This is a genomic window from Pseudomonas sp. OST1909 (genome assembly GCF_015277575.1).
Taxonomy (GTDB): Bacteria; Pseudomonadota; Gammaproteobacteria; order Pseudomonadales; family Pseudomonadaceae; genus Aquipseudomonas; species Aquipseudomonas synxantha_A.
In genome coordinates this window covers 2,294,343-2,321,331 of record NZ_CP063780.1, presented here as the reverse complement: position 1 = coordinate 2,321,331, position 26,989 = coordinate 2,294,343, and the positions used below count along the sequence as shown (strand labels likewise).

23 protein-coding genes and 1 pseudogene are annotated in these 26,989 nt (G+C 58.4%); 6 read left to right on the top strand and 18 right to left on the bottom strand.

Translation table 11 applies throughout. From position 1 onward, the window contains the following. Window positions 1-59: 59 nt before the first annotated feature. The 11 genes from IH404_RS10230 to sdhC all read right to left on the bottom strand — a co-directional run bounded on the left by IH404_RS10230 (window position 60) and on the right by sdhC (window position 14,177). Window positions 60-800, bottom strand: coding sequence for a DUF599 family protein (locus tag IH404_RS10230; RefSeq protein WP_194440364.1), 741 nt, complete (start codon window positions 798-800; stop codon window positions 60-62). A 256-nt stretch (window positions 801-1,056) separates the two neighbouring features. Beyond that, window positions 1,057-2,370 carry a branched-chain amino acid transport system II carrier protein gene (gene brnQ, locus IH404_RS10225; RefSeq protein ID WP_122733753.1) on the bottom strand — a complete coding sequence of 438 codons (1,314 nt, stop codon included), beginning with the start codon at window positions 2,368-2,370 and terminating at the stop codon, window positions 1,057-1,059. A gap of 422 nt (window positions 2,371-2,792) precedes the next feature. Then, the gene (sucD, locus tag IH404_RS10220; RefSeq protein WP_003190013.1) at window positions 2,793-3,674 is read right to left on the bottom strand and encodes a succinate--CoA ligase subunit alpha; all 882 of its coding nucleotides are present in this window, start codon (window positions 3,672-3,674) and stop codon (window positions 2,793-2,795) included. Beyond that, a complete protein-coding gene (gene sucC / locus IH404_RS10215) occupies window positions 3,674-4,840 on the bottom strand; it encodes an ADP-forming succinate--CoA ligase subunit beta (protein ID WP_003190011.1) in 1,167 nt (388 codons plus the stop codon). The genes sucD and sucC overlap by 1 nt, the downstream gene beginning before the upstream one ends. Window positions 4,841-5,044: 204 nt before the next feature. Then, window positions 5,045-6,481 carry a dihydrolipoyl dehydrogenase gene (lpdA, locus tag IH404_RS10210; protein ID WP_005786578.1) on the bottom strand — a complete coding sequence of 479 codons (1,437 nt, stop codon included), beginning with the start codon at window positions 6,479-6,481 and terminating at the stop codon, window positions 5,045-5,047. Window positions 6,482-6,580: 99 nt separating this feature from the next. Beyond that, window positions 6,581-7,810: a 2-oxoglutarate dehydrogenase complex dihydrolipoyllysine-residue succinyltransferase gene (gene odhB, locus IH404_RS10205; RefSeq protein ID WP_032877091.1), complete on the bottom strand. Its 1,230-nt coding sequence runs from the start codon at window positions 7,808-7,810 to the stop codon at window positions 6,581-6,583. A 44-nt stretch (window positions 7,811-7,854) separates the two neighbouring features. Next, window positions 7,855-10,686 carry a 2-oxoglutarate dehydrogenase E1 component gene (locus IH404_RS10200; protein WP_005786575.1) on the bottom strand — a complete coding sequence of 944 codons (2,832 nt, stop codon included), beginning with the start codon at window positions 10,684-10,686 and terminating at the stop codon, window positions 7,855-7,857. 262 nt (window positions 10,687-10,948) lie between these two features. Continuing rightward, the gene (locus tag IH404_RS10195) at window positions 10,949-11,653 is read right to left on the bottom strand and encodes a succinate dehydrogenase iron-sulfur subunit (RefSeq protein ID WP_005786573.1); all 705 of its coding nucleotides are present in this window, start codon (window positions 11,651-11,653) and stop codon (window positions 10,949-10,951) included. Between the two features lie 11 nt (window positions 11,654-11,664). Then, window positions 11,665-13,437, bottom strand: coding sequence for a succinate dehydrogenase flavoprotein subunit (gene sdhA, locus IH404_RS10190; RefSeq protein ID WP_005786572.1), 1,773 nt, complete (start codon window positions 13,435-13,437; stop codon window positions 11,665-11,667). A 3-nt stretch (window positions 13,438-13,440) separates the two neighbouring features. Then, window positions 13,441-13,809, bottom strand: coding sequence for a succinate dehydrogenase, hydrophobic membrane anchor protein (sdhD, locus tag IH404_RS10185; RefSeq protein WP_003172805.1), 369 nt, complete (start codon window positions 13,807-13,809; stop codon window positions 13,441-13,443). After that, window positions 13,803-14,177 (bottom strand): succinate dehydrogenase, cytochrome b556 subunit, encoded by a 375-nt coding sequence (sdhC, locus tag IH404_RS10180; RefSeq protein WP_003190005.1) that lies wholly within the window; start codon window positions 14,175-14,177, stop codon window positions 13,803-13,805. Before sdhC ends, sdhD begins: the two co-directional genes overlap by 7 nt. Before the next feature lie 365 nt (window positions 14,178-14,542). On the opposite strand from sdhC, the gene gltA reads away from it, so the two are divergent. Further along, window positions 14,543-15,832, top strand: a complete 1,290-nt coding sequence (gltA, locus tag IH404_RS10175; RefSeq protein ID WP_005786568.1) for a citrate synthase — start codon at window positions 14,543-14,545, stop codon at window positions 15,830-15,832. A gap of 237 nt (window positions 15,833-16,069) precedes the next feature. Here gltA and IH404_RS10170 read toward each other — a convergent pair whose 3' ends face one another. From IH404_RS10170 to IH404_RS10160, 3 genes are all read right to left on the bottom strand, one after another. Then, window positions 16,070-17,728 carry a cation acetate symporter gene (locus IH404_RS10170; protein WP_005786566.1) on the bottom strand — a complete coding sequence of 553 codons (1,659 nt, stop codon included), beginning with the start codon at window positions 17,726-17,728 and terminating at the stop codon, window positions 16,070-16,072. Then, window positions 17,725-18,036 (bottom strand): DUF485 domain-containing protein, encoded by a 312-nt coding sequence (locus IH404_RS10165; protein WP_005786564.1) that lies wholly within the window; start codon window positions 18,034-18,036, stop codon window positions 17,725-17,727. The genes IH404_RS10170 and IH404_RS10165 overlap by 4 nt, the downstream gene beginning before the upstream one ends. 258 nt (window positions 18,037-18,294) lie before the next feature. Next, window positions 18,295-19,146 (bottom strand): glycine betaine ABC transporter substrate-binding protein, encoded by an 852-nt coding sequence (locus tag IH404_RS10160; protein ID WP_032877092.1) that lies wholly within the window; start codon window positions 19,144-19,146, stop codon window positions 18,295-18,297. A 333-nt stretch (window positions 19,147-19,479) separates the two neighbouring features. On the opposite strand from IH404_RS10160, the gene IH404_RS10155 reads away from it, so the two are divergent. Continuing rightward, window positions 19,480-21,033, top strand: a complete 1,554-nt coding sequence (locus IH404_RS10155; RefSeq protein WP_194440363.1) for a glycosyl hydrolase family 17 protein — start codon at window positions 19,480-19,482, stop codon at window positions 21,031-21,033. On the opposite strand, the pseudogene IH404_RS27830 reads toward IH404_RS10155, so the two are convergent. Together IH404_RS27830 and IH404_RS10150 are read right to left on the bottom strand one after the other, a co-directional pair. Then, window positions 21,032-21,121: pseudogene (locus tag IH404_RS27830) on the bottom strand (outer membrane lipoprotein carrier protein LolA); the annotation flags it as partial. The gene IH404_RS10155 and the pseudogene IH404_RS27830 overlap by 2 nt on opposite strands. Window positions 21,122-21,138: 17 nt before the next feature. After that, the gene (locus tag IH404_RS10150) at window positions 21,139-21,492 is read right to left on the bottom strand and encodes a hypothetical protein (protein ID WP_194440362.1); all 354 of its coding nucleotides are present in this window, start codon (window positions 21,490-21,492) and stop codon (window positions 21,139-21,141) included. 234 nt (window positions 21,493-21,726) lie between these two features. On the opposite strand from IH404_RS10150, the gene IH404_RS10145 reads away from it, so the two are divergent. Next, window positions 21,727-23,025, top strand: coding sequence for a serine/threonine protein kinase (locus IH404_RS10145; protein ID WP_122733748.1), 1,299 nt, complete (start codon window positions 21,727-21,729; stop codon window positions 23,023-23,025). Further along, a complete protein-coding gene (locus IH404_RS10140; RefSeq protein WP_122733747.1) occupies window positions 23,018-23,806 on the top strand; it encodes a VacJ family lipoprotein in 789 nt (262 codons plus the stop codon). The genes IH404_RS10145 and IH404_RS10140 overlap by 8 nt, the downstream gene beginning before the upstream one ends. A gap of 55 nt (window positions 23,807-23,861) precedes the next feature. Here IH404_RS10140 and IH404_RS10135 read toward each other — a convergent pair whose 3' ends face one another. Continuing rightward, window positions 23,862-24,776: a DUF808 domain-containing protein gene (locus IH404_RS10135; protein ID WP_005786553.1), complete on the bottom strand. Its 915-nt coding sequence runs from the start codon at window positions 24,774-24,776 to the stop codon at window positions 23,862-23,864. 134 nt (window positions 24,777-24,910) lie between these two features. Between IH404_RS10135 and IH404_RS10130 the strand changes: the two genes are divergently transcribed. Both IH404_RS10130 and IH404_RS10125 read left to right on the top strand, forming a co-directional pair. After that, window positions 24,911-25,516 carry a TetR/AcrR family transcriptional regulator gene (locus IH404_RS10130; protein ID WP_122733746.1) on the top strand — a complete coding sequence of 202 codons (606 nt, stop codon included), beginning with the start codon at window positions 24,911-24,913 and terminating at the stop codon, window positions 25,514-25,516. A gap of 203 nt (window positions 25,517-25,719) precedes the next feature. Then, window positions 25,720-26,178: a transposase gene (locus IH404_RS10125; protein ID WP_032877097.1), complete on the top strand. Its 459-nt coding sequence runs from the start codon at window positions 25,720-25,722 to the stop codon at window positions 26,176-26,178. A 130-nt stretch (window positions 26,179-26,308) separates the two neighbouring features. On the opposite strand, the gene IH404_RS10120 is transcribed toward IH404_RS10125, so the two are convergent. After that, on the bottom strand, window positions 26,309-26,749 hold the full coding sequence (locus tag IH404_RS10120; protein ID WP_005786547.1) for a heme-binding protein: 441 nt from the start codon (window positions 26,747-26,749) through the stop codon (window positions 26,309-26,311). Window positions 26,750-26,989 lie beyond the last annotated feature (240 nt).

Genomic DNA, 26,989 nt, shown 5'->3' with positions numbered 1-26,989 from the left:
TGCAAAAGATAGCCCGCTTATAAAGCGGGCTTTTCTTTGCCTGCTGTTTTATCCGGTCTTTAAGAAACACTCTCTTTTGCGGCATCCGAAGCTTGCATATTCGTCGGGGTATACACCATCACCTGCAAGACGTCGGAGTAAAACTCGCGGCGATAAAGCACCAAGACCACCCCGCTGCTCATCAACATGAACAACCAGGGGCTGACAAACCAGGCCAGCATGGTCATGCCGAAGTAATAAGCACGCAGGCCAAAGTTGAACTGGTTGGCCGCCATCGAAATCACCCGCGCCGCCCGCAAGGCAAATGCATTGCGCTCCTGCTCCGACACGTGCCGCTCACCAATCATCGGCGCCGAGCCCACCAGCACCGCAGCGAAGTTGTACTGACGCATGCACCAGCTGAAAGTAAAAAACGCATAGACAAATACCAGGGCCAGGCACAGCAACTTGATCTCCGACATGCCTTGGGAGGCCTGCTGCACAATAGGAATGTCTGCCAGCAACGACACCGCCCGCTCGGAAGCACCGAGCACGGTCAGAATACCCGCAAGGATGATCAAGGTGCTGGAGGCAAAGAACGAGGCATTACGTTCCAGGTTGCCGATCACGCTGGCATCGGCGATGCGGTTATCGCGCAACAACATGCGACGCATCCAGTCTTCGCGGTACAGGTGCAACACGCTGGCCAGGCACGCGGTGTCCCGGGCTTTCCAGGTGGCATAACGGGTGTAGCCACCCCAGCACAGGATGAACCAGAGGGCGGCAAGCAGATGGACTTGATTGGTTTCGACGAACGACATGCGGGTCCTTGTACACAGGATGATAGGGCCGACACGGTCCAAATGTGGGAGCTGGCTTGCCTGCGATAGCGTCTTTGCAGTCACCACCGCGCCAACCGATGTACCGCCATCGCAGGCAAGCCAGCTCCCACACCGACCGGTGTTTTCAACTTGAGATTTTTGACGCCATCCCCAAAAAAAAGACACTGCCATCGACTCAAAAAAAATGCCCCGTATCGTTTGATACGGGGCATTTCAGTGCAGCACAAACCGCAGGTTATGCGACGGCTTCGCTACGCTTGCCCAGCATACGGTCGATCACCACGGCCACCACCAGCGTCATCACTGACGGCACCAGCCACGCCAGGCCTTGCTCGCTCAGCGGCAGGTTTGCCAACTGTGTAGGCATCCAACCCGCCAGGCCCGCGCCCTTGAGTGCGTCAATGCAACCAAAGATGAATGACACCAGCATCACCGGGCCGACGATACGGCCCTGTTCCTGCCAGAAGCCTTTGCAGAAACTCAGGGCTACCAGCACGATGCACGGCGGGTAAATCGCTGTAAGCACCGGAATCGAGAACGCGATCAGTTTGGTCAGGCCCAGGTTGGACACGAACAGCGAGAACAACGCCAGAATCACCACCAGTGTCTTGTAGGACAGCGGCAGGATTTTGCTGAAGTACTCGGCGCAGGCGCAGGTCAGGCCGACGGCAGTGACCAGGCACGCCAGGGAGATCAGCACGGCGAGGAAGCCGCTGCCCAGGGAGCCGAATGTGTGTTGCACATAAGCGTGCAGTACGGCTGCGCCGTTGCTGGCACCGGCAGCCACGGCATGGCTGCCCGAACCCAGACGGAACAGACTGACGTAAACCAATGCCAGGCCCACGCCGGCAATCAGCCCGGCAATGATTGCGTAACGGGTGATCAGCTTGGGTGACTCGACCCCACGGGAACGGATCGCGTTGACGATCACGATGCCGAACACCAGCGCCCCCAGGGTATCCATGGTCAGGTAACCATTGATAAAACCCTGGGAGAACGGCGCAGCAACGTATTCCGGCGTGGCGACGCCCACTTCACCAGCCGGCAACGCAAACGCAGCGATACCGAGGATGGCCAGGGCAATGATCTTCAGCGGCGCGAGAAAACGACCCACGGTGTCCAGCAAGCGGCCCGGGTACAGGGACACGAAGAACACCACCAGGAAATACACCGAGCTGTAGAGGAACAGCGCCAATGGGCTTTCACCCGTCAGCGGCGCCAGGCCCACTTCGAACGACACCGTCGCCGTACGCGGGGTGGCAAACAGCGGTCCCACCGCCAGGTACGCGGCTGCCGCGAGCAGGCCACCCGCGACCTTGCCAATCGGGCTGCTCAATGCATCCATACCACCACCGACCTTGGCCAGGGCGATCACGGTGACCACCGGCAAACCGACCGCGGTGATCAAAAAGCCAAGCGCGGCCATCCAGACATGTGGCCCGGACTGCAAACCCACGATAGGCGGGAAGATGATGTTGCCGGCGCCCACGAACAGGGCAAAAGTCATAAAGCCCAGCGCCAGGATATCCTGGCTTTTCAACACTTTCATTTGAGGAAATACCACACTACTGAATCGGAATTTAGAGAGGGCTTCCCTATGGATGAGGGAAATGCTGCCGGCCCTTATGGGGACCGACCGGTCTAGCGCGCAGCTTCCTTTTGGGATGCGGACGCATAAAGAGGCGGCTAGAGTACAGAATCAGGCTGACAAACGCACTGTTGCGCGGCGAACTGTCCGATAAGCGACATTTGAATGTCGCGTTTTCGTACTTAATTGGGCAATGCTGGCCCCTGTGGGAGCTGGCTTGCCTGCGATGGCATCGACTCGATGTGTCTGATGCACCGAGGTGCCTGCATCGCAGGCAAGCCAGCTCCCACACGGGACCAAGTACATCCTCACTCTATTTCAGAATGCACAAAGGCCACCCGAAGGTGGCCTTTGTGTGGTGAAGCGTCAGCTAAGCGCGAGGCTTACTTGACAGCCCAACCGGTCAGCTCGGCCAGGGCCTTGCCGATGTCTGCCAGCGAACGCACGGTTTTCACACCTGCGTCTTGCAGAGCAGCGAATTTCTCGTCTGCAGTGCCTTTGCCGCCAGAGATGATTGCGCCAGCATGGCCCATGCGCTTGCCCGCAGGGGCAGTCACACCAGCGATGTAGGAAACAACCGGCTTGGTCACGTGTGCCTTGATGTAGGCAGCCGCTTCTTCTTCAGCCGAACCGCCGATCTCACCGATCATCACGATCGCTTCGGTTTTCGGGTCTTCCTGGAACAGCTTCAGGATGTCGATGAAGTTGGAGCCTGGGATCGGGTCACCGCCGATGCCGACGCAAGTCGACTGACCGAAACCGGCGTCAGTGGTCTGCTTCACAGCTTCGTAGGTCAGGGTGCCGGAACGGGAAACGATACCGACCTTGCCTGGCAAGTGAATGTGACCTGGCATGATGCCGATCTTGCATTCGCCTGGAGTGATCACGCCTGGGCAGTTAGGGCCGATCAGGACTACACCCAGCTCGTCGCACTTAACTTTAGCGTCCAGCATGTCCAGGGTAGGAATGCCTTCGGTGATGCACACGATCAGCTTGATGCCGCCGAATGCCGCTTCCAGGATCGAGTCCTTGCAGAAAGGAGCTGGAACGTAGATCACGCTGGCGGTGGCGCCAGTGGCTTCTACCGCTTCTTTCACGGTGTTGAACACTGGCAGGCCCAGGTGCTCGGTGCCGCCTTTGCCCGGAGTTACGCCACCAACCATCTGGGTGCCGTATTCAATGGCTTGCTGGGTGTGGAAACTACCTTGCGAACCGGTAATACCCTGGCAGATAACTTTGGTGTCTTTATTGATCAGGACGCTCATTACTTGCCCTCCGCAGCTTTGACAACTTGTTGAGCAGCGTCGGTCAGGCTGGTAGCCGCGATGATGTTCAAACCGCTTTCTGCCAGTACTTTAGCGCCCAGTTCAGCGTTGTTACCTTCAAGGCGAACAACAACCGGGATTTTAACGCCGACTTCTTTCACTGCACCGATGATGCCTTCGGCAATCATGTCGCAACGAACGATGCCGCCGAAGATGTTGACCAGCACTGCTGCGACGTTGGAGTCGGACAGGATGATCTTGAACGCTTCGGTAACGCGTTCCTTGGTAGCGCCACCACCTACGTCGAGGAAGTTGGCTGGCTTGCCGCCATGCAGGTTGACGATGTCCATGGTACCCATGGCCAGGCCGGCACCGTTGACCATGCAGCCGATGTTGCCTTCCAGGGCTACGTAGTTCAGTTCGAACTTGGCAGCGTGCGCTTCGCGCGGATCGTCTTGCGACGGATCGTGGAAAGTCTTCAGCTTGGGCTGACGGTACATGGCGTTGGCGTCGATGTTGATCTTGGCATCGAGGCAATGCAGGTCGCCGTCAGCCTTGATCACCAGCGGGTTCACTTCCAGCAGGGCCAGATCGTGATCCTGGAACAGTTTGGCCAGACCTACGAAGATCTTGGCGAACTGGGCAACTTGCTTGCCTTCCAGACCCAGCTGGAACGCCAGTTCACGACCCTGGAATGGCTGTGCGCCAACCAGTGGATCGATAGTGGCCTTCAGAATTTTTTCTGGGGTTTCGTGAGCGATCTTCTCGATGTCCACGCCACCTTCGGTGGAAGCCATGAACACGATGCGACGGCTCGAACGGTCAACGACAGCGCCCAGGTACAGCTCTTTAGCGATATCAGTGCACGATTCAACCAGGATCTTGGTGACTGGCTGGCCATTGGCATCAGTCTGGTAAGTCACCAGACGCTTGCCCAGCCACTGCTGTGCGAAGGCCTTGGCGTCTTCTTTGCTGCGAACCAGCTTAACGCCGCCCGCTTTACCGCGACCACCGGCGTGGACCTGGGCTTTGACAACCCACTCGCTGCCACCGATTTTGTCGCAAGCTTCTGCTGCTGCTTCCGGGGTGTCTACTGCGTAGCCCTTGGAAACTGGCAGGCCGTATTCAGCGAACAGCTGCTTACCCTGATACTCGTGAAGATTCATGCTTTTTACCGTCTTCGTTAGGTACTGCGCATTCGGCGCTGCGCTCATTATGAGTGCCGCACCACCTGTGACTGCTGCTTGCGCAACTTGCGGGGCTTATGGCCCGTAAAGCTGCGCAAGGCTGCGTCCAGCGGATATTCCGCGGTGAGTCTTGCGCGCAAGGCTCACGACGGGCAACTCCGCCGTGGTTTCTTATTATCTCGCTTAGCGCTTCTTCTTGTTGGCGATGTGGATGGCACCGCCATTCACTGCCAACGCTGCTTCGTGCAACGCTTCGGACAGGGTCGGATGGGAGAAGACCATCATACCCAGGTCCTCGGCACTGGTGCCGAATTCCATACCGATCGCGCCTTGCTGAACCAGTTCTGCAGCGCTTGGGCCAATCACGTGGACGCCCAATACGCGGTCAGTCTTGGCATCAGCGATGACTTTGACAAAACCACCGGTGTCGTTGGCTGCCATGGCACGGCCGGAAGCGGCGAACGGGAAGGTGCCGACGTTAACTTCAACGCCTTCAGCTTTCAACTGCTGTTCGTTCTTGCCGACCCATGCAATTTCCGGGTGGGTGTAGATAACCGACGGGATCAGGTCGTAGTTCATCTGGGTCTTGTGACCCTTGATGCGCTCGACGACCATGATGCCTTCTTCGGAAGCCTTGTGGGCCAACATCATCCCACGAACCACGTCGCCGATCGCATATACGCCCGGTACGGTGGTTGCGCAGTGATCATCAACGTGGATGAAGCCACGCTCGTCGATGTTCACGCCGCTGTCGGAAGCCAACAGGTCATTGGTCACTGGACGACGACCAACGGCAACGATCAGCTTGTCGAAGGTGATGGTCTGCTCGCCGTCTTTATCGGTGTAGGTCACCACGACTTCTTCGCCGTTGACCTTGGAACCGGTAACACGGGCGCCAAGCTTGATGTCCAGACCTTGTTTGGTCAGGGTTTTCAGCGCCTCTTTGGAGACTGCAGTGTCGGCCGCCAGCAGGAACGTGTCCAGGGCTTCCAGCACGGTGACTTCAGCGCCCAGACGGGACCATACCGAACCCAGTTCCAGACCGATTACGCCAGCGCCGATCACGCCCAGACGCTTAGGCACAGCCTGGAATTCCAGGGCGCCGGTCGAATCAACGATCACGTTGTTATCAACTGGAGCAGGCGGAATGTCGATTGGACGCGAGCCAGGTGCCAGGATCACGTTTTCGGCTTCGATGACTTCAACCGAACCGTCTGGCTTGGTGACTTCGACTTTCTTGCCGGCCAGCAGCTTGCCGTGGCCTTGAATGGAAGTCACACCGTTGGCCTTGAACAAGGTGGCAACGCCGGAAGTCAGGCCTTTGACGATGTTGGCTTTACGGCCGACCATTGCTGGCACGTCCATGGTAACGCCAGCATGGTTGATGCCGTGGATCGCGAAGCCGTCTTGGGCTTCGTGGAATTTCCAGGAGCTGTCCAGCAGCGCCTTGGAAGGAATGCAACCAACGTTCAGGCAGGTACCGCCCAGCGCCAGTTTGCCTTCCTTGTCGGTGTACTTTTCGATGCAAGCAGTCGAGAGGCCCAGTTGCGCAGCCTTGATGGCGGCAACATAGCCGCCAGGGCCTGCACCAATCACTACAACGTCAAATTTCTGTGTCATGAAAATAGATCCTCTATTTGCGACAAGCTTCTAGCCACAAGCTGCAAGCCAAGCTGCTTTTTCCTACAGCTTGTAGCTCGCAACTTGCAGCTGCTTCTATCAGATGTCCAGGAGCAGGCGAGCCGGGTCTTCCAGCAGGTTCTTGATGGTCACCAGGAACGTCACGGCTTCTTTACCATCGATCAGGCGGTGATCGTAAGACAATGCCAGGTACATCATTGGGCGGATCACGACCTGGCCGTTGATGGCCATCGGACGCTGGATAATGTTGTGCATGCCCAGGATCGCGGCTTGCGGTGGGTTGACGATCGGCGTCGACATCATCGAACCGAAGGTACCACCGTTAGTGATGGTGAAGGTACCGCCGGTCATCTCGTCGATGGTCAGCTTGCCGTCACGGGCTTTCTTGCCGAAGCCGGCGATGCCGCCTTCGATTTCGGCCAGGCTCATCAGCTCGGCGTTACGCAGCACTGGAACCACCAGGCCACGGTCGCTGGACACGGCAACGCCGATATCTGCATAGCCGTGGTAAACGATGTCGCCGCCGTCGATGGAAGCGTTGACTGCCGGGAAGCGCTTGAGTGCTTCGGTGGCCGCTTTCACGAAGAACGACATGAAGCCCAGGCGCACGCCGTTGTGGGACTTCTCGAACAGATCCTTGTACTTGGAGCGCAGGGCCATGACTTCGGTCATGTCGACTTCGTTGAACGTGGTCAGCATCGCCATGTTCGACTGCGCTTCAACCAGGCGCTTGGCCACGGTGGCACGCACGCGAGTCATCGGTACGCGCTTCTCGGTACGGTCGCCGGCAGCGAACACAGGGGCAGCAGCCGCTGGAGCAGCAGCCTTGGCAGGCGCGGCAGCCGGAGCGTTCTTCTTGGCTTCAACCGCAGCAACCACGTCTTCCTTGGTCACGCGGCCGTCTTTGCCGGTGCCCTTGATGGAAGCCAGGTTGATGCCGTTCTCTTCAGCCAATTGACGCGCAGCCGGTGCAGCGATTGGATCTTCGCCACCGGCTGCCGGTGCAGCGGCAGGCGCCGAAGCAGCCGGTGCAGCAGCAGCGGCGGCAGGAGCAGGAGCTGCAGCAGCGCTGCCCTCTTCGATCGAACCCAGTACCTGGTTCGACAGAACGGTAGCGCCCTCTTCAGCCACGATCGCGCCCAGCACGCCGTCAGCTTCGGCCAACACTTCCAGTACGACCTTGTCGGTCTCGATGTCGACGATCAGGTCGTCACGCTTGACGGCCTCGCCTGGTTTCTTGTGCCAGGTGGCAACGGTGCCATCGGCAACCGATTCCGGGAATGACGGGGCTTTGATTTCGATAGCCATTATCTGTAGGTCCTTAAAATTCGGTTTCAGTCAGCGCGAAGGCGTTAAACAGTGAAAGCATCTTGCAGCAGTTTTTCCTGCTGCTCGGCGTGCATCGACGCATAGCCACACGCAGGTGCAGCAGAAGCATCACGACCGGCGTACTCAAGGACCAAGGCCTTGTTGTGGTTGCCGATGCTGCGACGCAGATGATGCTGGCTGCTGTACCAGGCGCCCTGGTTCATCGGTTCTTCCTGACACCACACCACGTTCGTGAGGTTGGTGTAAGGCGCGATGATCTCCATGAGGTCATCTTCCGGGAACGGGTAAAGCTGCTCGATACGCACGATGGCGATGTCTTCGCGGCCTTCGGCACGGCGTTTTTCCAACAGATCGTAATAGACCTTGCCGCTGCACAGGATCAGGCGAGTGACCTTGGCGGCGTCCAGTGTATCGATCTCTGGAATCACGGTCTGGAACGAACCTTGGGCCAGATCTTCCAGGGTCGAAACGGCCAGTTTGTGACGCAACAGCGATTTCGGGGTCAGCACCACCAGCGGCTTGCGCAGCGGGCGAATCACCTGGCGACGCAGCAAGTGGTAGATCTGCGCCGGGGTGGTCGGCACGCACACCTGGATGTTGTGCTCGGCGCACAATTGCAGGTAACGCTCCAGACGGGCCGAGGAGTGCTCCGGACCCTGGCCTTCATAACCGTGCGGCAGCAGCATGGTCAGACCGCACAGGCGGCCCCACTTGTGCTCGCCGCTGGTGATGAACTGGTCGATCACTACCTGGGCACCGTTGGCGAAGTCGCCGAACTGGGCTTCCCAGATCACCAGCGCATTCGGCGTGGTGGTGGAGTAGCCGTATTCGAACGCCAGTACAGCTTCTTCGGACAGGAACGAATCGTACAGGTCGAAACGTGGCTGGCCTTCGTACAGGTTCTGCAACGGGATGTAGGTGCCCGCGTCTTTCTGGTTGTGCAATACAGCATGGCGGTGCGAGAACGTACCGCGGCCGATGTCCTGGCCGGTCATGCGGATCGGGTGACCTTCGAACGCCAGGGTCGCGTACGCCATGGTTTCGGCGTAACCCCAGTTGATCGGCAGGCCGCCGGCTTGCATCTTCTGACGATCTTCGTAGATCTTCGCCACCTGGCGCTGTACGACGAAGCCTTCGGGAATTTCCAGCAGCTTGGCGGACAGTTCCTGCAACGTCTTCAAATCGAAGGATGTATCGTGACGTGCAGTCCAGGTGTGGCCCAGGTACGGACGCCAGTCAACGAACAGCTCTTTGTTCGGCTCCTTGACCAGGCTTTTCACTACATGCAGGCCATTGTCCAGCGCGTTGCGGTATTCATCGACTTTCGCCTGAACACGCGCATCGTCAACCACGCCGGCCTTGGTCAGGCTTTCGGCGTACAGCTCACGGGTGGTGCGCTGCTTGGTGATCTGCTGGTACATCAACGGCTGGGTGCCGCTTGGCTCGTCCGCTTCGTTGTGACCGCGACGGCGGTAGCAAACCAGGTCGATCACCACATCACGCTTGAACTGCATGCGGTAGTCGACTGCCAGTTGGGTCACGAACAGCACGGCTTCCGGATCATCGCCATTCACATGGAGGATCGGCGCCTGGATCATCTTGGCAACATCGGTGGCGTACTCGGTGGAGCGCGCGTCCAACGGGTTGCTGATGGTGAAGCCGACCTGGTTGTTGATGACGATGTGAACGGTACCGCCGGTCTTGAAGCCGCGAGTCTGCGACATCTGGAACGTTTCCAGGACCACGCCTTGACCGGCAAATGCCGCGTCACCGTGGATGGAAATCGGCAGAACCTTCTCACCGGTGGCATCGTTACGACGATCCTGGCGCGCACGTACCGAACCCTCGACCACTGGCGAAACGATTTCCAGGTGGGATGGGTTGAACGCCATGGCCAGGTGAACTTCACCGCCGGTGGTCATCACGTTGGACGAGAAGCCCTGGTGGTATTTGACGTCACCGGAACCCAGCTCGACCTTCTTCTTGCCTTCGAACTCGTCGAACAGCTCGCGCGGGTTCTTGCCGAAGGTGTTGACCAACACGTTCAGGCGACCACGGTGAGCCATGCCGATCACGATTTCCTTGGTGCCGTAGGAACCGGAACGCTGGATCAGCTCGTCGAGCATCGGAATCAGGCTTTCGCCGCCTTCCAGGCCGAAACGCTTGGTGCCCGGGTATTTGGTACCCAGGTATTTCTCGAGGCCCTCGGCCGCGGTCACACGCTCCAGCAAGTGGCTGCGGACATCGGCGGACAAGACCGGACGGCCACGCACGCCTTCCAGGCGGTGCTGGAACCACTGGCGCTGCTCGGAATCGGTGATGTGCGTGAATTCAGCGCCGATGGTGCGGCAATATGTCTGCTGCAACGCTTCGTGAATTTCGCGTAGGCTCGCTTCCTCTTTGCCGATGAACAGGTCGCCGGCACGGAAGGTCGTATCAAGATCGGCATTGGTCAAGCCGTAATGATTGATCGACAGGTCTGCAGGTGCAGGACGCTGCCACAGCCCCAGCGGGTCAAGCTGGGCTGCCTGGTGGCCACGCATACGGTAGGCCTGGATCAGTCGCAATACTTCAACTTGCTTCTTCTCGTGCTCACTGCTCACGCTGCCGGCGGAAACCGGTTGGGCGCGGCGCTGGTTCTTTGCCAGCAGCACGAACTGATCGCGAATTGTTGCGTGCGATACATCGGTGGCAGCGTTGCCGTCTGAAGACAACGTCTGAAATTTGGTGCGCCATTCTTCTGGCACAGCGTTAGGGTCGTGCAGGTAGAGCTCATAAAGCTCTTCCACATAGGCAGCGTTACCACCTGAAAGATAGCCGCTGTTCCACATGCGCTGCATCACGCTTTCTTGCATGCTTGGTCACCCTCGATTTGGGGACACCACCGGCGAAAACACCGAGTTTGCTTGCAAAAGGCCAAGTGCAGCGACCAAAACAAGCCACTTAGGATCACGCTGATAGTTCGGGTACCAACCCGAATGCCCCTGCTTGTCTCATTTCTTCAAAATAAGAGCCGCGGCTTTGTAAGTCGCTGCTCAAGTTAAAACTACGGCGCCGGTTGAAGCCTGCGCCGCAGCATTTACGGGCACAACGGTCCTGCTATTACTACAACGTCAGTTACACGCCGCTGTGCAGCAGCATGTTACGGATGTGACCAATGGCCTTAGTCGGGTTCAGGCCTTTGGGACATACGTTGACGCAGTTCATGATCCCGCGGCAGCGGAATACGCTGAACGGGTCATCCAGCGAAGCCAGGCGCTCGGACGTCTTGGTATCACGGCTGTCTGCCAGGAAGCGGTAGGCTTGCAGCAAGGCAGCTGGACCCAGGAACTTGTCCGGGTTCCACCAGAAGGATGGGCACGAAGTCGAGCAGCAAGCGCACAGGATGCACTCGTACAAGCCATCGAGCTTTTCACGCTCTTCCGGGGATTGCAGACGCTCGATGGCCGGAGCCGGCGTGTCATTCTGCAAGAACGGCTTAACTTTCTCGTATTGCTTGTAGAAGATGCTCATATCGACGACCAGGTCACGGATAACCGGCAAACCTGGCAGAGGACGAACGATCAGCTTGTTGCCTTTGACAACAGCAGACAGCGGCGTGATGCACGCCAGGCCATTCTTGCCGTTGATGTTCATGCCGTCGGAGCCGCAGACACCCTCACGGCAAGAGCGACGATAGGAGAAACCTTCGTCCTGCTCTTTGATCAGTGCCAGTACATCCAGCACCATCAGGTCTTTACCACCGGTATCGACCTGGAACTCCTGCATGAACGGCGCAGCGTCCTGATCAGGGTTGTAGCGATAAACACTGACTTTCAACATGGCAGCCACCCTTAGTAAGTCCGAATCTTCGGTTCAAACGTCGGCACCGTCTTCGGCGAGAAGTTCACGGCACGCTTGGTTACGCGCTTGTCACCCGGGAAGTACAGGGTGTGGCACAACCAGTTTTCGTCATCGCGATCTTCAAAGTCTTCACGAGCGTGAGCACCACGGGATTCTTTACGAACCTCGGCGGCGATCGCCGTCGCTTCAGCCACTTCCAGCAGGTTTTGCAGCTCAAGGGCTTCGATACGAGCGGTGTTGAACGCCTGGCTCTTATCGTTGATCTTGACGTTGGCGATACGCTTGCGCAGGTCAGCCAACTGGGCGATACCTTTCTGCATGTATTCGCCGGTACGGAACACACCGAAGTAGTTCTGCATGCAGTTTTGCAGCTCGCGACGCAGGGTTGCCACGTCTTCGCCATCAGTGCGCTCGTTCAGAGCGTTCAGGCGCGCCAGGGCCGCTTCGATATTGGCGTCGGTGGCGTCATCGTATTCGATGCCGTCGGTCAGCGCCTTTTCCAGGTGCAGGCCGGCCGCGCGACCGAACACTACCAGGTCGAGCAACGAGTTGCCGCCCAGGCGGTTGGCACCGTGAACCGATACACAAGCCACTTCACCTACCGCGAACAGACCATGGATGATCTCGTCCACGCCTTCGGCATTCTGGGTGATCGCCTGGCCGTGAATGTTGGTCGGTACGCCGCCCATCATATAGTGGCAGGTCGGAACAACCGGAACCGGAGCAACCACTGGATCAACGTGAGCAAAGGTCTTGGACAGTTCGCAGATACCTGGCAGGCGGCTGTGCAGCACTTCTTCACCGAGGTGATCGAGTTTCAGCAGTACGTGGTCACCATTCGGGCCACAACCGTTACCGGCGATGATCTCTTTAACCATCGAACGGGCCACGACGTCACGGCCAGCCAGGTCTTTGGCGTTCGGAGCATAACGCTCCATGAAACGCTCGCCATGCTTGTTGATCAGGTAACCACCTTCACCACGGCAACCTTCGGTGACCAGTACACCGGCGCCGGCGATGCCGGTGGGGTGGAACTGCCACATTTCGATGTCTTGCACCGGTACGCCAGCACGCAGTGCCATGCCGACGCCGTCACCGGTGTTGATCAGGGCATTGGTGGTCGAGGCGTAGATACGGCCTGCACCGCCAGTCGCCAGCACGGTAGCCTTGGCGCGGATGTAGGTGGTTTCACCGGTTTCGATGCAGATGGCGATCACGCCGACGAACTCGCCCTTGCCGTTCTTCACCAGATCAACAGCGTAGTACTCGTTCAGGAACGTGGTACCGGCTTTCAGGTTGCCCTGATAAAGGGTGTGCAGCAGCGCGTGACCGGTACGGTCGGACGCAGCGCAAGTACGGGCAGCCTGCCCGCCTTTACCGTAATCCTTCGACTGGCCGCCGAATGGACGCTGGTAGATACGACCCTGCTCGGTACGCGAGAACGGCAGCCCCATGTGGTCCAGCTCGAACACTGCGGCCGGGCCTTCCTGACACATGTACTCGATAGCGTCCTGGTCACCGATGTAGTCGGAACCCTTGACGGTATCGTACATGTGCCAGCGCCAGTCATCGTTCGGGTCGGCGGAGGCGATGGCGCAGGTGATGCCACCCTGGGCCGATACGGTGTGGGAGCGCGTCGGGAACACCTTGGTGATCACGGCAGTCTTGTGACCACCCTGGGCCAGCTGCAGCGCAGCGCGCATGCCCGCACCGCCGCCACCAATAATGATGGCGTCGAATGAAATAGTTGGAATGTTAGCCATGAATCAGATACCCCAAAGAATCTGCACACCCCAGACGAAGTAAGCGAACATCGCGACGCCGCATACTGCCTGGAAGAGGAAACGTACTGCAGTCGCGGACTTGCCCAGCGCCATCGGCGTCAGGTAGTCGGTCGCGATGGTCCACATGCCGACCCAGGCGTGTGCGCCCAGGGCTACAAGGGCCAGCAGACTGAAGATTCGCATCGCATTGTGGGAAAACAGCCCGTGCCACTGCTCATAGCCGATGCCCGGGTTTGCGACGAGGTATCCGATCAGAAAAATGAAATAAGCCGCGAGAACGACCGCAGACACACGCTGTGCCATCCAGTCATAGAGGCCCGAACGCGACAGATTCGTTACGCTGGTTACCATATCCAAACTCCTGCCAGAACGATCAGCACCACGGAAATGGCGATGATGATTTTCGAGCCCAGGCGGCCGCCTTCCAGCGTCTCACCGATGCCCATGTCCATGATCAAATGGCGCACACCGGCTACCAGGTGATACAGAAGAGAGGACAGGAGGCCCCATGCTACGAACTTGGCCAGCGGGCTGGTCAAGCATGCCTTCACCTCGGCGTAACCTTCCTCGGAACCCAGGGATTTGCTCAATGCATAAAGCATGATGCCCAAGCCCAGGAACAGGATGATGCCGGAAACACGGTGCAGGAACGACGTAACGCCGGTGATGGGGAGTTTGATGGTCCTTAGGTCTAGGTTTACAGGTCGTTGGCTATTCACGGCTTTTTTTCACACTGAAGAGCCCCTAACAATCAGGGCAAAGTTGTTGGGGAGTGCGACTGGTCAGGTAAGCACCACCCAGGGAGTGCGACCCCCAATGAAAGCAAGCCCAAAAGCCCTTGGCGGTCGGTGGCCGAGTATAGACAGTTAGGTTACTAATGACAACGCGCACACCTCACCCTAATAGCTGATTGCGCTGGCGGGATAAAAGGCGTAAATGGCAGTCAATTTCGACGAAAAAGTACGGTTAAAGCCTTCTGGCGCAAGACTTTAGGCAAATTGACATCTGGATTTATATCAATATAGTGGTGCGGGCCCTGCGTGGGGGGTCTGTCTGATGATTTGAAGCATAAATAGGAGGCCACATGGCTGACAAAAAAGCGCAGTTGATCATCGAGGGCGCAGCCCCCGTCGAGCTGCCCATTTTAACCGGCACCGTTGGTCCCGATGTTATCGACGTACGGGGCCTGACGGCCACGGGCCGTTTTACTTTCGACCCAGGCTTCATGTCGACCGCTTCCTGCGAGTCGAAGATCACCTATATCGATGGTGATAATGGCATTCTGCTTCATCGCGGCTACCCGATCGAACAACTGGCTGAAAAGTCGGACTACCTGGAAACCTGCTACCTGCTGCTAAATGGCGAATTGCCAACAGCCGAGCAAAAGGCCCAGTTCGTCAGCACCGTGAAGAACCACACCATGGTTCACGAGCAGTTGAAGACCTTCTTCAACGGCTTCCGTCGCGACGCCCACCCAATGGCCGTCATGTGCGGCGTGGTCGGCGCCCTGTCGGCCTTCTATCACGACTCCCTGGACATCAATAACGCCGAGCATCGCGAAATTTCCGCGATCCGCCTGGTTGCCAAGATGCCGACCCTGGCCGCAATGGTTTACAAGTACTCCATGGGCCAGCCCATGATGTACCCGCGCAACGATCTGACGTACGCGGAAAACTTCCTGCACATGATGTTCAACACCCCGTGCGAGATCAAACCGATCAGCCCGGTGCTGGCCAAGGCAATGGACCGGATCTTCATCCTCCACGCCGACCACGAGCAAAACGCCTCCACTTCTACCGTCCGCCTGGCCGGCTCTTCGGGTGCCAACCCGTTTGCCTGTATCGCCGCCGGCATCGCCGCACTGTGGGGCCCTGCCCACGGCGGTGCGAACGAAGCCGTATTGACCATGCTCGATGAAATCGGGGATGTATCCAACATCGACACGTTCATCGCCAAGGCCAAGGACAAGAACGATCCATTCAAGCTGATGGGCTTCGGTCACCGGGTCTACAAGAACCGCGACCCTCGCGCGACCGTGATGAAGCAGACCTGCGACGAAGTGTTGAAGGAACTGGGCATCAAGAACGATCCGCAACTCGAACTGGCCATGCGCCTGGAAGAGATCGCCCTGACCGACCCGTACTTCATCGAGCGCTCGCTGTACCCGAACGTCGACTTCTACTCGGGGATCATCCTCAAGGCGATCGGCATTCCAACCAGCATGTTCACCGTGATCTTCGCCCTGGCGCGGACCGTGGGCTGGATTTCCCACTGGAAAGAAATGCTCTCCAGCCCGTACAAGATTGGCCGCCCACGCCAGCTGTACACCGGCTACGAGTCGCGTGACATTACCAAGCTGGAAGATCGCAAGTAAGCACTTAACGGCTTGCTTGCAATGAGAACGGCCTCCCTTAGCGGAGGCCGTTTTTGTTTGTGTGGCCTGATCTACCGCCATCGCAGGCAAGCCAGCTCCCACAGTCGATCGGGTTCACACAGTCAACCTGTGGGAGCCGGGCTTGCCCGCGATGAGGCCAGCCCAGGCAACACAAAAGACCCAGGCAAAAAAATACCCCGGCCTTGCGACCGAGGTATCTCTTATGCATCTGACGACTTAGTGATTAACCGCCCCGCTCGCCCCCAGGCCAGTCTGCGAACGCACAAACTGCGGGAAATACAGCGCACGCTCTTTCTCCGCCGCCGCCGATTTGTCGGTGATGGAGAAGAACCAGATGCCGATGAACGCAATGATCATCGAGAACAGCGCCGGGTATTCGTACGGGAAGATGGCTTTTTCATGGTGCAGGATCGAGACCCAGATGGTCGGGCCGAGGATCATCAGGCCCACGGCACTGATCAAGCCCAGCCAGCCGCCGATCATGGCGCCACGGGTGGTGAGATTTTTCCAGTACATGGAAAGCAGCAACACCGGGAAGTTACAGCTGGCGGCAATCGAGAACGCCAGGCCGACCATGAACGCAATGTTCTGGCTTTCGAACAGGATGCCCAAGCCAATCGCCAACACCGCCAGGGCGATGGTGGTGATCTTCGATACGCGAATTTCATCCTTCTCGTTGGCCTTACCCTTCTTGATCACGCTGGCATACAGGTCATGGGACACCGCCGAAGCGCCGGCCAGGGTCAAGCCGGCAACCACCGCAAGAATGGTGGCGAAGGCCACGGCCGAGATGAAGCCCAGGAAGATACTGCCGCCCACCGCATTAGCCAGGTGCACCGCCGCCATGTTGTTACCGCCGAGCAAGGCGCCTGCTGCATCCTTGAACGCCGGGTTGGTGCTGACCAGCAAAATCGCGCCAAAGCCGATGATGAACGTCAGGATGTAGAAGTAACCAATGAAGCCGGTTGCATACAGCACGCTTTTACGCGCTTCCTTGGCATCGCTCACCGTGAAGAAGCGCATCAGGATGTGCGGCAGGCCGGCGGTACCGAACATCAGGGCCAGGCCAAGGGAGAATGCCGAGATCGGGTCTTTCACCAGCCCACCCGGGCTCATGATCGCTTCACCTTTAGGGTGAACCTTGATCGCCTCGGCAAACAGCGTGTTGAAGTCGAAGTTGACGTGCTTCATCACCATCAGCGCCATGAACGAGGCACCGGAGAGCAGCAGCACTGCCTTGATGATCTGCACCCAGGTGGTCGCCAACATGCCGCCGAACAACACGTACAGGCACATCAGGATGCCGACCAGAATCACCGCCACATGGTAGTCCAGGCCAAACAGCAGCTGGATCAACTTGCCCGCGCCAACCATCTGCGCGATCAGGTAGAACGCCACCACCACCAGCGAGCCACAGGCCGACAGGCTGCGGATCTGGGTTTGCCCCAGGCGATAGGACGCCACGTCGGCAAAGGTGTATTTGCCCAGGTTACGCAGGCGCTCGGCGATCAGGAACAGAATGATCGGCCAGCCCACCAGAAAGCCGATCGAGTAGATCAAGCCGTCGTAGCCGGAGGTGAACACCAGCGCGGAAATCCCCAGGAAGGACGCGGCCGACATGTAGTCGCCGGCAATCGCCAGGCCATTCTGGAAACCGGTGATCTTGCCGCCTGCCGCATAGTAGTCAGCCGCCGACTTGTTGCGCTTGGACGCCCAATACGTGATGCACAGGGTGGCGCCGACAAACGCGACGAACATCACGATGGCCGAGACGTTCAGCGGTTGCTTGTGCACTTCACCGGTCAATGCGTCCGCCGCCCAGACGGCCGGAGCAAACAGCGAAGCGCCGAATATAGCCAATAGACGCCGGATCATTGCGCAGCCTCCTTGAGAATCGCATTGTTCAGGTCGTCAAATTCGCCGTTGGCCCGGCGTACGTAGATGCCGGTAAGAATGAAGGCAGACACAATCAGCCCGACGCCCAGGGGAATACCCCAGGTAATCGAGGAACCGGGGCTGATCTTGGCCCCCAGTATTTGTGGCCCGTAGGCAATCAACAGGATGAAAGCGGAGTAAAGCCCTAGCATGATCGCCGAGAGAATCCAGGCGAACCTTTCCCTTTTCCTGACCAGCTCCTTGAAACGCGGGCTGTTTTGAATCGAGAGGTAAATGCTGTCGTTCATTGTTTTTATCCTCGCAGCACAGCTTTTTTATTATTTTGGAACATATCCACTGTATGCGGCTGCGGAAGAGGTTCCAGACGACCTTAGTAGTAGATCGAGTGTAGCGAGGGATGGCCAAAGTGCAGGAAGATTTGAGGCGGTGCGAAACCAATGTGGGAGGGGGCTTGCTCCCGATAGCGATGTGCCAGTCAAAAAATCTGTGACTGACCTACCGCTATCGGGAGCAAGCCCCCTCCCACAGGGGTGCATCAGCGGCTTTTATTTAGCGGTCCACTCAGCGACGCGCTCAGGGTGCTTGGCCACCCAATCCTTGGCCGCGGCGTCTGGCTTGGCGCCTTCCTGGATAGCGAGCATGACTTCACCGATCTCATCCTTGGAGGCCCACTGGAATTTCTTCAGGAAAGCCGCCACTTCCGGCGCTTTCTTTTCCAGGCCCTTGCTGCCGATGCTGTTGACGGTTTCAGCAGCACCATAAATCCCTTTTGGGTCGTCCAGGAAACGCAGTTTCCACTTGGCGAACATCCAATGGGGCACCCAACCGGTTACCGCAATGGATTCCTGCTTGTCTTCGGCACGGGTCAGTTCAGCGATCATCGCCGCGCCCGAACTGGCTTGCAGTTTGTAGTCCAGGCCGTATTGCTTGATGGCGTCGTCGGTCTTGAGCATCACGCCTGAACCGGCGTCGATGCCGACGATCTTGTTCTTGAAGGTAGTGTCGGTCTTGAGGTCTTCGATGGATTTGGCCTTGACGTACTCCGGCACGATCAAGCCAATTTTTGCATCCTTGAAGTTGGGGCCGTAGTCGACCACCTTGTCCTTGTTCTTGGTCCAGTATTCACCATGGGTCACCGGCAGCCAGGCAGACAGCATGGCATCGAGCTTGCCGGTGGCGACGCCCTGCCACATGATCCCCGTGGCGACCGCTTGCAGTTTCACGTCATAACCGAGCTTTTGCTTGATCACTTCCGCCGCCACATGGGTCGTGGCAACGCTGTCGGACCAACCGTCCACGTAACCGATGCTCAGGGTTTTGCTGTCGGCACTGACCAGTGTGGAGCCCATCGCAACTACCAGCGTGGCAGCTGCGCCCAAGAGTCGTCGCATCTTCATATGTACTTCCCCGAAAGTGCTGCGCCCGACGGATGTCGAGCGACATCAACCTGTTGTTATGCGGTGCACCGCGCCCCCTTCACGCGCATCGATCCGGTTGCTGAGGCATCAGTGGAGTACTGACAGTTTTATCATCAACCTGCGTAGGCCTTTGCCCTGCTCTGTGGGCGACCTTGGTTGAGCAAGAAACGACATCACATCGCCAGCAGGACGTTTTGTAGGAGTTATCCTCAGAATCCCGCCCGAAGTTTGCATGTCAAAATTATGCAGCCGCACTGGCACGCGCCAAATCCGGGTAAGATGCGCGCCTTTGCTCCCCCAGATAAGCCGACCATGCCCGCGACTGCCCGCTTTCCTGCCCTGCCCTATTTTCTTGCCTTGATCCTTGGCGTGCTTGCCCTCGCTGGCTACTGGTATGGCCTCGGCCGGCCGGTAGTGCTGCCGGATGTGGCGAGCGCCAGTCACAAGTTGCAATGTGCGTCCTACACGCCCTTCGACAAGGACCAGTCGCCGTTTGACCAGCCATTCAAGCTGCGCCCCGAACGCATGGATGCCGACCTGGCCTTGCTGGCCACACGCTTTGAATGCATCCGCACCTACTCCATGACCGGCCTGGAAGCCTTGCCGGACATGGCGCGCAAGCATGGTTTGAAGGTCATGGCCGGCGCCTGGGTCAGCAGTGATCCGGTGGCGACCCAGAAAGAAATCAACGAACTGATCGCGGCGGCCAACACCAATCCCGATATCGTCACCTCGGTGATCGTCGGCAACGAGGCGCTGCTGCGCAAGGAAGTCACGGCCAAGCAACTGGTGGCGCTGATCCATCAGGTCAAAAGCCAGATCAAGCAACCGGTCACGTATGCCGATGTATGGGAGTTCTGGCTGCAACACCCGGAAATCGAGCCGGCGGTGGACTTCCTGACCATTCACTTGCTGCCGTACTGGGAAGATGAGCCGTCCGGCATCGACCAGGCGCTCAAGCACGTAGGCGATGTACGCCAGACCTTCGGCCACAAGTTTGCGCCCAAGGACATCGTCATCGGCGAGACCGGTTGGCCGAGCGAAGGCCGTCAGCGCGAAACTGCCGTGCCGAGCCGGGTGAATGAAGCCAGGTTCATGCGCGGCTTTGTCGCCATGGCCGAAGCCAATGGCTGGCGCTACAACCTGATCGAAGCGTTTGACCAGCCGTGGAAACGTGCAAGTGAAGGCGCAGTGGGCGGTTACTGGGGGCTGTTCGATGCAGACCGCCAGGACAAGGGCATCCTCGCAGGGCCGGTGACCAATGTGCCGTACTGGCCATTGTGGCTGGGCGTAGGCGCCGTGATTCTGCTCGGCACCCTGGCGCTTGGTGGCCGCGTTCGCAGCACGCGCTCCGCGCTGCTCCTGCCACTGCTCGGTGCGGTGGCTGCCTGCTCCATCGGCACTTGGGCCGAACTGACCCGCGTCACTGCGCGTTTCAACGATGAATGGGTATGGGCAGGCTTGCTGGTGGTCTTGAACCTGTTGGTGCTGGCCCACGCCGCCCTGACCCTCAGCACCCGTGACGGCTGGCGCACACGCGCGTTCGACTGGCTGGAGCAACGCGCAGGCTGGTTGATGGCAATCGCTGGGTTTGCGGGGGCGGTGATGATGCTGGCGTTGGTGTTTGACCCGCGTTATCGCAGCTTTCCAAGTGCGGCGCTGGTGCTGCCAGCCCTGGTGTACCTGGTGCGCCCGGTGACCGGACCGCGTCGGGAGATTGCGCTGCTGGCCTTCATCATCGGTGCTGGCATTGCGCCACAACTGTACCGTGAAGGTCTGTTGAACCAGCAGGCTTGGGGTTGGGCGATTGTAAGCCTGCTGATGGTTATGGCTTTGTGGCGTTGCTTGCGGGTGCGCAAGGCTTAACACAATCAGGTGTAGGAGCGAGCTTGCTCGCGAAAAACATCAGGACAATGCGGGGCATCAGGTGCCCCGCGTTATCGTTAACGACCATCGCGAGCAAGCTCGCTCCTACCGGACCAACCGCAACCCCGCAATCACCACCGCAAACACCGCAAGCGTCGTGTTGTACAACGCCAAGGCCGGTAACCCGAACACCATCCCCAGCACCGCCAAGCCCCATCCCGCACGCCCCGGTACAAAAAAGCCCAACACCGAAGTGATCAACGCCGCCCAGCCCAGCACCTTGAAGTGAATCATCAACCCCAGGTTCGCACGCACCAGGCATTCCCAGCGGCTGGCTTGCTCGGCGCAGATGCCGACCCATTGTCCATCCTCCATAAAGCCATAACGTGCGGCATAACTGGCAGCCAACCACAACGGCAGGGCAATAAGCAGCAGGATCAACGGCAAACGAGGGGACATGGAGCACTCCGATAGGCAAAAACGGCGCTCAGCTTAATCCGACCGCGGCGGTTAGCAAGGTGTTCGCGCAGATATCTGTTCAACAATGCATGGCAAAGTGTATCGTCTGGCTACTATTACCCCGATTCCGACGTTTTTTCCGACTTTTCGTGCCGAGTGCTGGCACTTCGGTGACTAGGCGGTGGTCATAGCCTGCGAATTTCATTCAGCACGTTTCCTCTTAGGGATTAAGTCATGCTCCGTTCCTTGCGCTGTGCTGCCTTGCTGGGCAGCCTATTTTTGAGTGCGTCAGCACTGGCCGTCGATATCGACCAAGCCAGCTATGGCTACCCTTTGACCAACCCGTTCGAAGCGACCATCGCCACCACGCCTCCCGATCTTCGGCCAACCTTGCCGACCGACGACGAAATCAACCAATCCGATTACACCCTGAATATGCGCCCCGAGCGCGAATTCAGCCTGCCGGACAATTTCTGGCCGGTGAAGAAACTCACCTACCGCATTGCCAAGCAAGATCGCGCTGCGCCGTTGATCTTCCTGATCGCCGGTACCGGTGCGCGATTTGACAGCAGCATCAATGAATACCTGAAAAAGCTGTATTACCAGGCCGGCTACCACGTGGTGCAGTTGTCATCGCCCACCAGTTTCGACTTCATCAGCGCCGCGTCGCGCTTCGCCACCCCGGGTATCACCCAGGAAGACGCCGAAGACATGTACCGTGTGATGCAAGCCGTGCGCGCACAAAATGCCTCGTTGCCGGTCACCGACTTCTACCTCACCGGCTACAGCCTGGGCGCCCTGGATGCGGCGTTTGTCAGCAAGCTGGATGAGACCCGCCGCACCTTCAATTTCAAGAAAGTGCTGCTGCTCAACCCGCCGGTCAACCTCTACACCTCGATCACCAACCTCGACAAGCTGGTACAGACCGAGGTCAAGGGCATCAACAACACCACCACCTTCTACGAGCTGGTGCTGAGCAAACTGACCCGTTACTTCCAGCAAAAAGGCTACATCGACCTCAACGATGCGCTGCTCTACGACTTCCAGCAGTCCAAGCAGCACCTGAGCAACGAACAGATGGCCATGCTGATTGGCACCTCGTTCCGCTTCTCGGCGGCCGACATTGCTTTCACCTCGGACCTGATCAACCGCCGCGGCCTGATCATCCCGCCCAAATATCCGATCACCGAAGGCACCAGCCTCACGCCGTTCCTCAAGCGTGCCCTGCAATGCGACTTCGACTGCTACCTCACCGAGCAAGTGATCCCGATGTGGCGCGCCCGTTCCGACGGCGGCAGCCTGCTGCAACTGATCGATCAGGTCAGCCTGTACGCCCTCAAGGACTACCTGCGCGACAGCCCTAAAATCGCCGTAATGCATAACGCCGATGACGTGATCCTCGGCCCTGGCGATCTGGGTTTCCTGCGTAAAACCTTCGGCGATCGCTTGACCGTCTACCCGCTGGGCGGCCACTGCGGCAACCTCAATTACCGCGTCAACGCCGACGCCATGCTGGAGTTCTTCCGTGGCTAAATATCTTCTGCTGCTCGCCGCCCTGATGTGCGCTGGCGTGGCCAATGCCGACAACAGCAAGGCTCAAGAGCCCGTCAACGTCGATGCCGACGGCTTCAAGGAGCCGCTGACCAAGCTCAAGTTCAACCCGGGCCTGGACCAGCGTGAATTCGAGCGTTCCACGCTCACCGCGCTCAACGTCTACGACCCGCTGGAATCGTGGAACCGCCGCGTTTACCACTTCAACTACCGCTTCGACCAGTGGGTGTTCCTGCCGGTGGTCAATGGCTACCGTTACGTCACACCAAGCTTCCTGCGCACCGGTGTGAGCAACTTCTTCAACAACCTGGGCGATGTGCCCAACCTGTTGAACAGCCTGTTGCAACTCAAGGGCCATCGTTCCCTGGAAACCACCGGGCGCCTGCTGGTCAACACCACCATCGGCGTCGCCGGCCTGTGGGACCCCGCAACGGCCATGGGCCTGCCACGCCAGAGTGAAGACTTCGGCCAGACCCTGGGCTTCTACGGCGTACCGGGCGGTGCCTATGTGGTGCTGCCGATTTTCGGCCCGTCGAACCTGCGTGATACCACCGGCTTGCTGGTGGACTACACGGCAGAATCGCAGATCAACTTCCTCAACGTGTCCGAAGTCAGCTCCAACCACCCGGAAGTCTGGGCCCTGCGCGCAGTGGACAAGCGCTACCAGACCAGCTTTCGCTATGGTCAGATGAACTCGCCATTTGAGTATGAGAAGGTGCGGTATATCTATACGGAGTCGCGTAAGTTGCAGATTGCCGAGTAATTCGCGCCAATAAAAAAGGCCATTCGATTGAATGGCCTTTTTTGTGCCTGCTACGTCATGCCCTGAGCGCTTTCCAGCCCTTGCCCACGATGCTGACCGCCGCCAGCACCACAGCCCCGGCAATAATCCCCGCCACCGCATTCAGCAACGTCGGCATCAGCCACGCCAGCGCCCCTGTGCTTTGGCTGACTGTCTCGATCCAATGATGCACCACCGGCACGCCATGGGTGAGGATGCCGCCACCGACCATGAACATCGCCGCCGTGCCAATCACTGACAGGCTCTTCATCATGTAGGGGGCCGCACTCAGAATCGCGCCGCCAATACTGCGCGCCACCTGACCCGGCTTCTGCGTCAGCCACAGCCCCAGGTCGTCGAGCTTGACGATACCGGCGACCAAACCGTAAACGCCGATGGTCATGACAATGGCGATACCGGACAGCACGATCACCTGTTGAGTCAGCTGCGCATCGGCAACGATGCCAAGGGTGATGGCGATGATTTCCGCTGAAAGGATGAAGTCGGTACGGATTGCGCCCTTGATCTTGTCCTTTTCAAAGGCCACCAGATCGGTTGCCGGGTCGGCCACGGCCTCTGCCAACTGCGCGTGTTGGGCCTGGTCTTCAGCCTTGCTGTGCAGGAATTTGTGCGCGAGCTTCTCAAAACCTTCGAAACATAGATAAGCGCCGCCAAGCATCAGCAAGGGGGTCACTGCCCAGGGCGCGAAGGCACTGATCAGCAACGCGGTCGGCACCAGTATCAATTTGTTGAGAAACGAGCCCTTGGCCACGGCCCATACCACGGGAATTTCGCGCTCGGCACGCACGCCGGAGACCTGCTGGGCGTTGAGCGCCAAGTCATCCCCGAGCACCCCCGAGGTCTTCTTCGCGGCCATTTTTGTCATCAGTGCAACGTCATCGAGTACCGCGGCGATATCGTCGAGCAAAACCAACAAGCTGCTTCCTGCCATGAATCGGGCATCCGTCAAGAAAAGGTGCTGCGAGCATAGCGCGGCGCAAGGGGTTGCGGGCAGATTGTTGAGGCCCGCGGATGGCCGGTGCTACCATGCGCAACCGCCTGTCATGGCAAGGAAACGTCTGGTTTATGAGCAGCATTCGCGAGCGCAACAAAGAAAAAATCCTGCGGGCGGCGAGCGAGGAGTTTGCCGACAAGGGCTTCGCCGCGACCAAAACCAGCGACATCGCCGCCAAGGCCGGGCTGCCCAAGCCCAACGTCTACTACTACTTCAAGTCCAAGGACAACCTCTACCGCGAGGTGCTCGAAAGCATTATCGAGCCAATCCTGGCCGCTTCCACGCCATTCAACCCCGAAGGCGAGCCCAAGGAAGTGCTGAGCAATTACATCCGCTCGAAAATCCGCATCTCCCGTGACCTGCCATTTGCCTCCAAGGTGTTTGCCAGCGAAATCATGCACGGCGCCCCGCACTTGAGCACCGAGCAGGTTGAACAGCTCAACGCCCAGGCCAAGCACAATATCGATTGCATCCAGAACTGGGTGGATCGTGGCCTGATCGCAGCGATTGACCCCAACCACCTGATGTTCAGCATCTGGGCAGCCACCCAGACCTATGCCGATTTCGACTGGCAGATCTCAGCCGTTACCGGCAAGGCCAAGTTGGATGAAGCCGATTATGAGGCGGCGGCGCAGACGATTATCCGGCTGGTGCTCAAGGGGTGTGAGCCGGATTGATAGACCGCGGCGAGGCTATCGCAGGCAAGCCAGCTCCCACACGGATTTGCGTCGGACACAAAATGTAAAGTGGTCACAATCCCCTGTGGGAGCGGGCTTGCCCGCGATAGCGCCCATCCAGACACATCCTGCTAAAAGCCTGCCGATCAGCCTTCGCCCCTCAGTCTAGCCTCTCAGAACACCATCTGAAGAGAGGCCAAGGAATGCCCGATCTCCCTGCTTCAAATCGCCTGCGCATCGGTCGCTATAACGAATCCAACCGCATTTACCTGCTCACCACCAACACCCTTGAACGCGAGCCCATCTTCAGCGACTTCAAACTCGGCCGTCTGGTCGTACAACAATTCAGGATCGCTCAATATAAAGGGCTCGCAACATCATTGGCCTGGGTAGTGATGCCTGATCATTTCCATTGGCTTGTTTCTCTGGAGAAAGGTTCGCTTGCCGACTTGATGCGCCAAGTTAAATCCAAGAGCACCCGAGTGGTGAATGCGGTGGCTGGCCGCCAAGGTCGCCTCTGGCAGCCGGGCTTTCATGATCATGCCGTGCGTCGAGAGGAAAGCCTTGAGGGGATTGCTCGTTACATCGTAGCCAATCCACTCAGGGCCGGGCTGGTAAAGAAATTTGGCGACTATCCGCTATGGGATGCCATTTGGGTTTGACTGTAGACCGAGTCGACTGCATCGCAGGCAAGCCAGCTCCACACTGAGTGGGCTCACACAGTTAGATCTGTGAACACCGTCAATGTGGGAGCTGGCTTGCCTGCGATAGCTTACTCACAGCCAGAACGATTCAAGCAGACACCCCCGCATCCGCCATCAACCCCACCCCCTCAATCGCCGTAATCGCACACTGCTCGTCAATGTCCGACGTATCCCCGGTGATTCCAATCGCCCCCAACACCACCCCCGACTGATCCCGTATCAACACCCCGCCCGGCGCCGGCACCACACTGCCCTGCCCCAGGCTGTTCAACGCTGCGATAAACGCCGGCCGCTGCTGCGCATCCAGTGCCAGTAAACGTGAGCCCTTGCCCAAGGCAATCGCCCCCCAGGCCTTGCCGATGGCGATTTGCGGGCGCAGCAGGCTGGCGCCGTCTTCGCGCTGCAAGGTAATCAAGTGCCCCCCGCTATCGAGTACCGCGATGGTCAGCGGCGCTGCAGAAATCGTGCGGCCTGCGGCGATGGCCTGGCCGGCCAATTGGGTGGCGAGTTTCAAGGTTAAAGCGCTCATGGTGCCGTCCTTCTTTTGTTATTGGAAAGCGGTGGAGTTCTGTTTGATCAGATGCTCAATCGAATAAATAGAACACAATGACATTTGTTTTTGTATACAATATTTTCAAACAAAAGCTCCATACGTCGAAAAAAGCCGTTCCGACGAACGCAAAGGCCGTTTCATAAAATGCATTGACCTGCGCAGTCCGCCGTGAATACACTTTGGACAGACCCCACTTGTATACAATTACAAAACGCA